The organism is Flavobacterium branchiicola (genome assembly GCF_018383905.1).
Classification (GTDB): Bacteria; Bacteroidota; Bacteroidia; order Flavobacteriales; family Flavobacteriaceae; genus Flavobacterium; species Flavobacterium branchiicola.
Map to the genome: position 1 here is coordinate 145,387 of NZ_JAGYWA010000009.1, position 13,218 is coordinate 158,604.

Sequence of the window (13,218 nt, forward strand, 5' to 3'; positions counted from 1 at the left end):
AACCGACCTATTTTATGCTGAAATATTTTATTTTAAATTTTATATTATTTATAGGGTTTCCTATAATTGTTTTTTCACAAGATCATACTTTTAAATTTCTGAATGGTTCTAATGGGTTGTCGCACAATTCTGTGAATTCAATTTTTCAGGATAGTGATGGCTATATGTGGTTTGGCACTTACGACGGATTGAATAGATATGACGGATATAATTTTAAAATCTATCGAAATAGAATAAAGGATTCAAAATCATTGCGATTCAATAGCATCAATTATATAGAAGGGGATTCTAAAAAAAATATTTGGGTAGGAGGAGTAAATGGAGCGTGTGTGTATAATAAAACGGATGCTACATTTCATTCTGTTAAATATGTTTTTGCGAACCATAAGGCCGAAATAGTAAAAGGTATCGTTCGTCAGATACGGGCAGTAGGGGACCAGGTTCTGGTTGGAACTCAAAAATCAGGATTAATTGTTTTTGAAAATGGATTATTTACTGGTACAGGTATCTCTTTAGAAGGATTACCCGATAAAAAGGATTCGTTTAAATACGACGCCGCAGTTTTGGAAAATACCCTTGTAGAAGGCCAGTGCTGGGTATATGTGAGGAATGTGGGTATTTGTAACTATAATTACAATTCCAAAAAATTAAAAGTTGCATACCCGTTGGCAAACGAAGTAAAATGCATGCAGGTTACTCAGGACAATAATCTTTGGCTTGGCACAGATGAAGGGCTTTATCTTCTTAACACTAAATCCGGATCGCTTTCCGCAAATTACTTTTCAGAAAAATGTACCGTTACGGATATTCTTTTAGATGAAAAAAAAGAAATCTGGCTTGCAACAGATGGTTGTGGCGTTTATAAAGTAATAAATAAAAAAGCGGTTGTTTATAAATCAGTACGTGATAATCAACTTTTAAAAAGTAACTCCATATCATGTCTGTATGAGGATAGAGCAGGAAACAAGTGGATAGGAACGCTCCGGGGAGGTGTAAGCATGTTGAGTAATGTGCCAACATATTTTAAGAATATTAGGTACAACACAATTGAAAATGATCCTACAGAGAATTTTATTCTGTCTTTTTGCGAAGATGAAAAAAAGAATATATGGATTGGTACAGACGGTGCAGGCGTAAGATACTGGAATCGAAAAAATAATACCTATGTCAATTATTCCAATAGACTTTCGAGTCTTTTTGTTACCAGTATTATAAAAGATGATAATAACGATATCTGGTTATCGACCTGGGCAGGAGGAGTTAATAGAATTAATACAAAAACAAACGCAGTAACCCAATACTCCTGTTACAATCCGTATATGAAACAGGTGGAGAAAAATATCTGGTTTGTTTACAAGGATTCTCATGGTGATATATGGGCAAGTTCTACCAATGAAGGTTTTTTATATCGTTTTGACAGAACGAAGAATAGTTTTATTTTGTTTAATAAGGCAATTGATAATATGCAGTGTCTTACCGAAACAAGTGATGGTAAAATGTGGGGCGGTAATTACACTTCATTAATTGGTTTTGAAAGAAATAATAAAAAGATATATAAAGTTGAGATAGGAAATCCGGTACGATCTATTCTTGAAGATCAGGATAAAAACCTTTGGTTAGGTACTCAGGAAGGAGGTTTGATATTATTTGACCGAAAAACAAACACATTTAAGAGATTTACCACCGACAACGGTTTACCTTCAAATACTATTTTAAGATTGCTCGAAGATAAAGACGGAAATTTATGGATGAGTACTTATAATGGTTTGTGCAGGTTTGATAAGAATAGAAAAATATTCAGTAATTTTTCTGTTAACGATGGGCTCCAAAGTAATCAGTTTAGTTTTAATGCAGGATTGAAATTATCTACCGGAGAATTTCTTTTTGGAGGAATAAATGGATTTAATCTCTTTTATCCTGAGACCATTAAAGTTTTCAATCAAAATCATAGTGTGTTGCTGACTGATTTTTACGTAAATAATCAGCCCATTGAATATTCTAAAAATGAAATAATTTCAGAATGGGACCAGGGGAAAATCAAAAAAGTAAAATTGCCTTATGATCAAACGACCTTATCAGTTGAATTTGTTGCATTGGATTATAATAAAAGTGACAGGATAAAATATGCTTATTTTCTCGAGGGATGGGATAATCGATGGAATTATGTAGGACAAACCCGCAAAGCAAATTATTCCAGATTGCCCGAAGGAAAGTATATTTTCAAAGTAAAGACAACCAATTTTAAAGGAGGTTGGAATCCTGAAGAAAAGTTGGTCACTATAATAGTTCTTCCGCCATGGTATAGAACATGGTGGGCCTATACATTATATCTCCTGGCAGGCATCGGAATTATTTTTGCTTACAGAAGGTATAGTAAAAACAAGGAAGAACTAAAGTATAAAGTCACGATTGCAGAACTAGAAAGTAAGAAAGAGAAAGAAATTGCAGAGAAACAATCCTCTATGTTTACCTATATTTCACACGAATTTCGTACGCCGCTTTCTCTTATCATAAATCCGCTCAAGAAAGCAGTTCAGAAAGAAAGTGTTAAAAAAGGCTCTTCAGGGAGTGATTTAGCAATTGCCCATCGTAACGCCCGAAGGCTTTTGAGTTTGGTTGATCAGCTGTTGCTTTTTCGTAAAGCTGAAAATGATGCGGACTCCCTGCGACTCTCGACCATAAATTTAAACAATCTTTGTAATGAAGTGTTTCAGTGTTTTGTAAGTCAGGCAAAAGATAAAAACATTAATTATATTTTTAGTATTCCGGATTATGATGTTGAAATCGTAGGAGATTATGAGAAAATCGAAATTTCCTTGTTTAATCTTATGTCTAACGCCTTTAAGTATACACCCTCAGGTGGAGAAATTACGCTAAAACTTAGTGAAAATGATTCTGCGGTGTTTCTTGAGATTGCCGATACAGGTAAAGGCATAGAAGAAAAAAATATGGATGCCATATTCGAAAAATTCAAACAGTTAAATTCAAAAGTATCTATTGGAACTGGTTTTGGAATTGGACTTTTCATCGTAAAGTATTTTATAGAAAAACATAAGGGAACTGTAAATTGTACTAGTGAAATTGGAAAAGGAAGCGTGTTTAAACTGACTTTATTAAAAGGGGTGGATCATTTTGAAGATGCAGAAATCTCTAACGAAATTCATCAAAGAAGCCAATTGTTAAATGAATTTCTGGACGACGAAAAAGACGATGAAACTGATTTACATTATTTTGCGGCCACAGAAGGTGATTTTCATAAAATAATGCTCACAGACAAACGCACTGTTTTAATTATTGACGATAATGCTGAAATAAGAAATTATCTGATTAGACTGTTTTCCGACACTTATATTGTTTATAGTGCAGAGAACGGTGAGGAAGGACTAAAACTGACCAAAACACACATGCCTGATCTGGTGATTAGTGATATTACGATGCAGGAATTGGATGGTTTGGAATTGTGCAGAAGAATAAAAGAAAATAATACCCTTTCCCATATTCCGGTGATTTTGCTCACGGCATCGCAAAATCCGGAAACTCATCTGCAGGGAATAAGCGACGGGGCAGATGATTATATCACAAAACCATTTGATGAGGATATGCTGGTGGCACGCGTAGATTCGTTATTAAAAAACAGAAGTAATCTGCGAAAATACTTTTTAGACAGCATAACCCTTAAGGAAAACACGCAGAAAGTACCGGTGGAGTATCAGGAAATACTACAAAAATGTATCGATATTGTGGAATCTAATATTCATAAAAAAGATTTCAAAATCAAAAACTTCGCATTTGAAATGGGAATGAGCCATAGTATGTTATATACTAAAATTAAAATCATATCAGGGCAAACCTTAAGTTCTTTTATTCGTTCGGTTAGAATCAGAAAAGCGGCTATGTTATTATTGACAAAGGATATCAATATTACGCAGGCAAGTGCAGAAGTTGGTTTTGAAGATCCTAAATATTTCAGACAACAATTTGTAAAGCTTTTTGGAATGACCCCTTCTGAATATATCAGAAAGTATAAAAACTCTTTTAATGCAGATACCAATATTATTAAATGATATTATTTTAGTTTTATAGATGCTATTTTAAAACTTTTAATTCTGTTGCAATCTGATATTTGTAAATAGTGAGCTCGATATTGTATCGGGCTCATTGTTTTTAAATTAGGTTTTGCCCACTCATTGTCCCAAAAAAACAGTAATGCCATCAACTCATAAAAATGCTTCCATACAGTTGAGTTTCTCCTGCTTTCTCTTTTTTAATTTAAAGCAAAGCCATTGGTGTGGCTATTTTATACATTGTTATATATGTAAAAAAAAGAACAATTTTTTTTGTAGTTAGAAATTTTATTGCCAAAAAAAGTACTAATTGTGAATTTGACCTTGTTTTTTCCTGAATTTACCCCCCTTAAAAGCATGGGAAGACACATTACTTTGCATCAAATAAAAATAAGATTGCGACCAAAAAATATATTGGGAAGTTTTTTGTAAAGTGTGTTTTTTACGTTTAAAAAAGCTTTCAAATAGTCTCTTTCACATTATTATAATCCTGTTTAAAATGAAACCAATTCAGAAAAATTATTGCATTAAAACAATTAAAAAAAAAAGGCTAAACGAGATTCACCTGATAGTAAATGAAAAAGGTTGCATAATAAAAATTGTACTTACCAATGATATCAATTTTTTAAAGACTGATTTCAATTTTTTAAAAAGTGAATTAAAAATAACTATTAACCAAAACCAATTTTAAAACTATGAATTTATGAAAAACAAAAAAAATGTCAGTCGAATGAAAAGCTTTATATCTTTCATTCAGTCCAAACTAGCACTTTCGGTTTTTATTTTAATCTCATCTCTTTGCGCACAAGCCCAAAATACTATTAAAGGAACTGTACGGGAAAGTAAAACAGGACAGAAAATTCCAGGTGTTACCGTGACAGTTAAAGGAACCACAACTTCGACGGTAACCGATTTTGACGGGACCTATAAACTTACGGTCTCAAATCCCCAAAGCACACTTGTATTCTCTTATATTGGTTTTACCACTGTTGAGGAAGCTATCAAAAACAGGGAAACCGTTGATGTGTCACTAAATGAAGAAAGCAACGCACTAAACGAAGTGGTAATTATTGGATACGGAAGCGTAAAAAAGAGTGGTGCTACAGGAGCGATCAGCAGCCTGAAGGCAAAACAACTCGACGCGCAGAGTAATACCAATTTAGGGAGTGCCATTCAAGGGAAAGTAGCTGGAGTTTCTGTAGAGGCGGCTGGTGGTAGTCCTGGTTCGGGAACCAGAATTCAAATAAGAGGAGCGGGTTCCTTAAACAATAACAACCCGTTGATTCTTGTAGATGATATTCAGGTTGCTTCTATGAATAACTTAAGTCCAAATGATATTGAGTCGATAGAAGTCCTAAAAGATGCCGCTGCTGCAGCAATTTATGGTTCCAGAGCAGCAAACGGTGTAATTATCATTACCACTAAAAATGGAAAAAAAGGGGATATAAAGGTATCTCTGGATGTATTTGGAGGAGTAGCAAGCGTTACCAAACAATTAAGTTTATTAAATCAGGAAGGCTGGGCAAAAGTAAGTAATGCTGCCTATGCTGCTGCTGGAAAAGAACCATTACCTATAGCACTTAATCCTGAAGTAGGGGGAGCCGGTGTAGATTATCAAGATGAAATTTTTAGGGTGGCACCCACCCAAAATTATTCATTAGGTTTTTTAGGAGGCTCGGATAATTTAAAATACAGCATGTCTTTGAATTATTATAATCAGGAAGGTATTATCAAAGAAACCAATTATGATCGTTTTAATATCAGGGTGAAATCGGATTATAAAAAAGGGATTTTCAAAATAGGGGAAACTATTTTACTGACCAAAGAAAAAAGAAAAGAGTTACCTGGTGTTCCCGGACAGGGAAGAAATGTGCTTGGAAGCGCCATTACAATGATTCCTGGGTTTGCTGTTTATGATGAGAATGCAATTGGAGGATATGGTGGTGCTTCGGGACCCGTAACAGATATTTTTAATCCCGTTGCAGCCCTAAATCTTCTAGATGTTACAAGCGACACTTATCAAGCCTTAATAAATACTTATCTTGAAGCTAATCTTTTTGATGGATTCAAGTACAAACTAAATCTTGGAGCTACTGTTTCTGATAATGTAAGAGATAGTTATACGCCGAGATATGAGGTGGGGGGATTCTTTAAAAATCTGGACAATGATTTGACCCATTTAGATGAATTTAACCTTTATACTCAGGTAGAAAATACATTGAATTATACCAAGTCTTTTGGTAAAAACTATTTCAATGCTCTGGTTGGATACACCGTTTATAATAATACATTCAAATCAGTAACAAGTTCTGTAAGTGGTATTCCAGACAATATTTACACACTTTCCGGAGCCATACAACCAGCGGCCAGTGGTTTTAATTTAGAAAACAATCTGGTTTCCTATTTAGGCCGTGTTATCTATTCTTATGATGATAAATATAGTTTGTCAGCTACCATTAGACGTGATGGCTCTTCACGATTCTCTCCAGATAATAAATGGGGTAATTTCCCTTCAGTTTCTGCTGCATGGGGTATTGGAAAGGAAAACTTCTTTACGAAGCTAAAAACGCCAATATCAGATTTAAAAATTCGTGCAAGTTATGGTGTGTTAGGAAATCAGGAAATTGGTGATTATCAGTATTTAGGATTAATTACTTCAGGAATCAGTTATGGAATAGGGGAACCAAACACATTATGGAACGGAAATATTCAAACGAACTCTCCGGCGGTAGATTTAAAATGGGAAGAAACGGCCACTTCGGATATTGGTTTAGATCTTGATTTGTGGAATGGAAAAGTGCAATACACTTTCGATTATTTCAAAAAGCAAACTTCAGATTTACTTTTAAGAGTGCCGATTCCATTATCAGTTGGCTCTAATAACAATCCGTATACTAATGCTGGGAATGTTACCAATAAAGGGTATGAAATGAGTCTTACATATAATGAAAAAATAAAAGATTTTAATTTCAGTATTACAGGGAATTTCTCCAGTATTAAAAATAATGTAGATGAACTTAGTACCGGAAGTCAGATTGTAGAAGGTTCTAGTGGATCTTTTCATGGTGCACCAGTAACTTATACCAAAGTAGGCTATCCTATTTATTCTTTTTTTCTGGTAGATACTGATGGATTATTCAGATCTCAGGCAGAGATTGATGCGCATAGCAAGAATGGAACCCTTATTCAGCCAAATGCAAAGGTGGGAGATATTCGTTACATTGATTATAATGGAGACGGGGAAATCAATGGCGAGGACAGACAATACAAAGGAAGTGCTTTCCCTAAGTTTGAGTATGGTATGCGTTTTCAGGGAGATTGGAGAGGACTGGATTGTACTATAGCTTTACAAGGAACTTCTGGCAATAAGATTTATAATGGAAACAATACAGATCTTGAAACTGTTCGTGCAAATATCAATTATGCAAGCTCTACATTAGATTCGTATACTTTTAACCCAAATTCAAATTTTCCGAGGTTAGATATCGATGACAAAAATAATAATAGTGCAGATTATTCAGATCGATTTCTGGAAAACGGTTCTTATCTGAGAATCAAAACTATTCAAATAGGATATACTATTCCAAATAGTATTACTAAACAAGCATCTATCGATAAATGTAGAATTTATTTTGCAGGAGATAACCTTTATACGTTTACAAAATATTCAGGTTATAACCCGGATGTATCTGCAGATGCATTGGGCGGAAGAGGAATTGATTACAAATCATATCCATTGAGTAAGACGATCCTTTTTGGTTTGCAAATTAACTTTTAACTAGAAAAAAATGAAAAAGAAATCAATTATACTATATCTAATATCGGGACTTGCAGTGCTGAGTTCTTGTGATACCAATCTGGAATTAGAAAATCCAAGTCAACAAACAACAACTTCTTTTTGGAAAACCCCTGAAGATCTTGAATCTGGTGTAGCGACTATATACAATACACTGGTGGATAATAATAATGCGGGTTATTGGGAGATACAAGCCATGCAGCTTAAAGAGAACAGAACAGAAAATTTTGTGGCAAGAAATGACGTGCAGGATCGCTATTCGGTATCTTTTTATAAGAATGATGCAGGAAATAAACTGACTGCGGAAATATTTAAAACACTTTATATTGGAATTTTTCGTGCTAATCAAGTAATTAGTTATGCGCCAAAGATTCAGAATATTGATCCGATAAAAAGAGAGCAATTGGTTGCTGAGGCAACTTTTCTCCGAGGTTTAAATTATTTTAATTTGGTTAATGAATATGGGGCAGTGCCAATTACCACTGAATTAATACAGACACAGGCTGATTATTTTAAGTCAAAAGCTACTGAAGCTGAAGTTTGGAATCAGGTTATTGCCGATTTTCAATTTGCGGCTAATAGTGCCTTACCGGAAATCTATCCTGCAGCTCAAAAAGGAAGAATAACCAAAAACACTGCTATTGCTTTTTTAGGTAAAACCTACCTGTATATGAAAGATTATGCAAAAGCTGAAGAACAGTTCACCAAATTGGTAAATAATGAAGGTACCAATGGTTATGGGCTTGTGGATAATTACGCTGAATTATTTGATGGCAAGCATGAAAACAGTAAAGAATCTGTTTTTGAAATTCAGTTTAGCAAAGTAGGTGGCTCGACTATTTGGGGAGGAACACCACCGGAAAGAACAAGAGCAACAACCATGGCTCAGGAATGCGCTCCTGGAGAAGTAGGCGGGTGGAACGAATTATTACCTACCACAGTTTTGCTAAATGCAATGACAAAAGAGAAAACCGCTGCAGGTGAATTTGATCCAAGAGCATTAACTACTCTTGCATGGAACTATCCGGGATGTATTTTTTACAATGCTGATTTTGCTACCAAATTTGGAGCACACGCCATTTGGATTAGAAAAAATCAAAATTGGTGGAATAATGACGAAGGAGATTGGAAATCAGAATTAAATGAATTTGCCATGCGTTATGCCGACGTAATTTTAATGCTTGCCGAAGCAAAAACAATGCAGGGAAAAGTCGCAGAGGCAATACCTCTTGTTAAAAGAATCAGGGATAGAGCAAAATTGAATGATATTTCAATGACAGGATGGACACAAGATCAAATGATGACCGAAATTATGAATCAAAGAAATATTGAATTTGCTCGTGAGGGGTTACATTTCTTCGACCTAAGAAGATGGGGGATCTTAGAGACAGTAATAAAAGATAGTCAGGTAGGTGGATATGAGCTTTTTACTCCAAAATTCTCCTACTATCCAATTCCGCAAAGTGAATTGAATAATAATCCCAATATGACTCAAAATACACCTTGGTAAGTGTTAGTAATTGTTTAATTAATTAGTTGTGTGAGTTTGACAAATGATTGATCTGCCTGTATCAGTCATTTGTCTTCTCTTATTATCATTGTCATTAGTCGGGCTGATTTGATCTATCAGTAAGGAAATAAAGTTAAGACCTGACTATTAATGATAAACTCTTGATAATGATAAATTTTGATGATACCTATTAGAAGAAATATTATATGAGAAAAAGTACAGTTTTAGCCTTTATTTTTGCACTGTCTTCACTGGCAGTTCATTCGCAGGAAATGAGTTCAAATAATGATTGGGAAAATCCTGCTGTTTTTGAAATAAATCGTGAGCCGGCAAGGGCCGCATTTTTGCCTTATGCGGACGATGCATCTGCAATTGCAGATGAATATACCCGCTCGCCATGGTTTTTGTCTTTAGATGGGCAGTGGAAGTTTAACTGGTCGCCCACACCAGATCAGAGACCAAAAGATTTTTTTAAAACCGATTTTAGTACGACCAACTGGAATGAAATTACAGTGCCCTCTAACTGGGAGTTGATGGGATATGGTATTCCTATTTACAGCAATATAATCTATCCATTTGTTAAAAATCCTCCGTTTATAGCGCATTCAGATAATCCTGTAGGGTCCTACAAACGCACTTTTGAGTTGCCACAAAATTGGAAAGGACGCCGTGTTTATGTGCATTTTGAAGCAGGAACTTCAGCGATGTATATTTGGGTAAACGGCCAGAAAGTGGGCTATAGCGAAAACACTAAAAGTCCGGCAGAGTTTGATTTGACCCCATATGTAAAAGCAGGAAAAAATCAGATAGCGGTTCAGGTTTATCGCTGGAGTGATGGTTCTTATTTAGAGGATCAGGATTTTTGGCGCTTATCAGGGATTGATCGAAATGTCTATCTATATAGTACATCCAATACACGTATAGCAGATTTCTTTGCACGTCCCGATCTTGATGCTTCCTATAAAAATGGAAGTCTCTCTGTTGATGTTGTCTTAAAGAATATGAATACAGTGGCGAAAGATAACCAGGGAATCGAGGCCAAATTAATAGATGCAGATGGAAAGGAAGTTTTTAAAAGAAACATAAAAATAAATGTAGGAGCTAATTCAACACAGTCTGCCACTTTTACTCAAAATGTATCTAAGCCAAAATTATGGAGTAATGAAACTCCGGATTTATATACACTGCTCCTTACATTAAAAGATGAGAACGGAAAGTTCGTTGAAACTGTCGCTTCTCAGATAGGCTTCAGAAAAGTAGAATTAAAAAACGGACAATTATTAGTGAATGGTATTCGCATTATGGTACATGGGGTAAATATTCATGAGCATAATCCAAAGACCGGACATTATCAGGACAAGGAAACAATGATGAAGGATATCAGATTAATGAAGCAGCTCAACATTAATGCGGTGCGTTGTAGTCATTATCCCAATAATTTGTTATGGGTAAAATTATGTAACAAATATGGTTTGTTTTTAGTTGATGAAGCCAACATTGAAACACATGGAATGGGGGCTGAATTACAAGGTCCTTTCGACAAAAGTAAACATCCGGCCTATCTTCCGCAATGGAAGGCAGCACATATGGACCGTATCTACAGCTTAGTTGAACGCGATAAAAATCAACCTTCTGTCATCCTTTGGTCATTAGGAAATGAATGCGGAAACGGGCCTGTGTTCCATGAAGCATATCAATGGGTTAAAAATAGAGATAAAACCAGATTGGTTCAGTTCGAGCAGGCAGGGGAGCAGGAAAATACCGATGTAGTTTGCCCTATGTATCCTACTATAGCTTATATGCAAGAATATGCCGCACGTAAAGATGTAAAACGCCCTTTTATAATGTGTGAATATGCACACTCTATGGGAAATAGTAATGGGAATTTTCAGGAGTATTGGAATATTATTCACAGTAGTAAAAACATGCAGGGCGGATTTATTTGGGATTGGGTTGATCAGGGATTTGAGATGAAAGATGAAGCGGGACGAAAATATTGGGCATATGGCGGTGATCTGGGAGGTCAAAATTACACTCATGATGAAAATGGTTGTGTTGATGGATTGGTGTGGCCGGATCGTATTCCGCACCCTGGTGCTTTTGAAGTAAAAAAAAGTTATCAGGATATTCTTTTTAAAGGTATCGATTTGACCAAAGGAATTATAGAAGTTGAAAATGGATTTGGTTATACGAACCTTAATCAGTACTCTTTTAAATATGAAGTATTAAAAAATGGAGTAGCTGTTAAAACCGGTAATATTGCTATAGAATTAGCTCCGCAGTCTAAAAAACAAATTAAACTCGAACTGCCTAAAATAGTCATTGAAGACGGGGTGGAATATCTTGTAAATATTTTTGCAAACACAAAATACGGTACAGAAGTTTTGCCTCAAAATTTTGAAGTTGCACGAGAACAATTTTCCATCGGGGAGGGTAAATACTTTGTGAAATCAAATGTGGCAGGTATAAAACCTGGTGTTAAAGATAGTAATGATTTAATTACTCTTAGTTCGGCAGGTGTTGAGGTAACAATAGATAAGAAAACGGGTTTAATGATACAATATAAATCAAATGGGGAGTATTACTTCAGTCAAATGCCAACTCCTAATTTTTGGCGTGCCCCTACTGATAATGATTTTGGCAATAACATGCCGTTAACAAGTAATATGTGGAGAACTGCAGGGAGTTCTGGCAGTTTGAAAACAATTGAAATAAAAGAAGAAGGTGGTCAGGCAATAGTAGTGGCAAACCTCCTCTTAAAAGATGTAGCGTCTTCCTATACTATTACCTACACAATGAATGGAGATGGTAGTCTTACCCTAATGAATTCATTCAAGGCAGGAAATAATGAATTAGCCGAAATGCCTCGTTTTGGAATGCTGTTTTCACTAAAAAAAGAATTTGATAATTTTTCTTATTATGGAAGAGGCCCTTGGGAAAACTATCAGGACAGAAATGCATCTTCTTTAAAAGGTATTTACCAGAGTAAAGTAGCGGATCAATATGTGCCTTATATCCGACCACAAGAAAACGGTTATAAAACAGATGTTCGCTGGCTAACACTCACTGATAATTCAGGAAATGGTATTGAAATTCAAGGATTGCAGCCTTTAGGAATAAGTGCACTACATAATTACCCTGAAGATTTTGACCCGGGTTTAACAAAGAAAAATCGTCATACTAGTGATATCACTCCGCGAAATGAAGTTGTGGTCTGTGTTGATTTAGCACAAAGAGGCCTTGGGGGTGATACGAGCTGGGGAGCCCTTCCGCATCAACAGTACCAATTAAAGAATAAGGAGTATAGTTATGGTTTTATTATTAAAGCCAAAAAGAAATAAGTAATAAATAATATAGTCTTTTACAAAAAAGTATCATAATAACTAACCTCACAAAGATGTACAGAAAGATATTTCCGATAAGTAAAAGTATAGTATTGGTACTTTGTTTTATCATAGGATCGACTGGATTTTCTCAGCAAACTGCGATAAAAAGAATGGGCTCAGCCGACACGCAGTCTTTTGATGATAACTGGATTTTTTCCCGCTACGGACTTCAGGCAGATGGATTGATTAAGGAAGAACCTAAAAATCTGGAAGCAATTGCTACTAATGAAATTAACTGGGAAAAATTAAACCTTCCGCACGACTGGGCTATAAAAGGGCCTTTCAGAATTGAATTAAGAGGCGAAACCGGAAAATTGCCATGGAAAGGAATTGGTTGGTATCGCAAACATTTCACCGTTCCTGCCTCCGATTCTGGAAAACAGATTTTTGTTGATTTTGATGGAGCAATGGCCAATGCCAAAATTTACCTCAACGGAAATTATGTCGGAACCTGGCCTTATG

General features: G+C 35.4%; 5 protein-coding genes. All 5 read left to right on the forward strand.

All coding sequences use genetic code 11. The annotated features are described in order from the left end of the window. The first annotated feature begins 14 nt into the window (after positions 1–14). Positions 15–4,064: a hybrid sensor histidine kinase/response regulator transcription factor gene (locus KHA98_RS20535; RefSeq protein WP_213259865.1), complete on the forward strand. Its 4,050-nt coding sequence runs from the start codon at positions 15–17 to the stop codon at positions 4,062–4,064. Between the two features lie 730 nt (positions 4,065–4,794). After that, positions 4,795–7,842, forward strand: a complete 3,048-nt coding sequence (locus KHA98_RS20540) for a SusC/RagA family TonB-linked outer membrane protein (RefSeq protein ID WP_213259866.1) — start codon at positions 4,795–4,797, stop codon at positions 7,840–7,842. 10 nt (positions 7,843–7,852) lie between these two features. Further along, positions 7,853–9,370, forward strand: coding sequence for a RagB/SusD family nutrient uptake outer membrane protein (locus KHA98_RS20545; RefSeq protein WP_213259867.1), 1,518 nt, complete (start codon positions 7,853–7,855; stop codon positions 9,368–9,370). Between the two features lie 206 nt (positions 9,371–9,576). Beyond that, the gene (locus KHA98_RS20550) at positions 9,577–12,711 is read left to right on the forward strand and encodes a glycoside hydrolase family 2 TIM barrel-domain containing protein (RefSeq protein WP_213259868.1); all 3,135 of its coding nucleotides are present in this window, start codon (positions 9,577–9,579) and stop codon (positions 12,709–12,711) included. A gap of 56 nt (positions 12,712–12,767) precedes the next feature. Next, the coding region (locus tag KHA98_RS20555) for a sugar-binding domain-containing protein (protein WP_379732353.1) at positions 12,768–13,218 on the forward strand (451 nt) is incomplete at its 3' end.

What these genes read in the sequence shown, in the direction of transcription:
- KHA98_RS20535 (WP_213259865.1), top strand. Translation starts at nt 15, where the DNA reads ATGCTGAAATATTTTATTTTAAATTTTATATTATTTATAGGGTTTCCT.
- KHA98_RS20540 (WP_213259866.1), top strand. Translation starts at nt 4,795, where the DNA reads ATGAAAAGCTTTATATCTTTCATTCAGTCCAAACTAGCACTTTCGGTT.
- KHA98_RS20545 (WP_213259867.1), top strand. Translation starts at nt 7,853, where the DNA reads ATGAAAAAGAAATCAATTATACTATATCTAATATCGGGACTTGCAGTG.
- KHA98_RS20550 (WP_213259868.1), top strand. Translation starts at nt 9,577, where the DNA reads ATGAGAAAAAGTACAGTTTTAGCCTTTATTTTTGCACTGTCTTCACTG.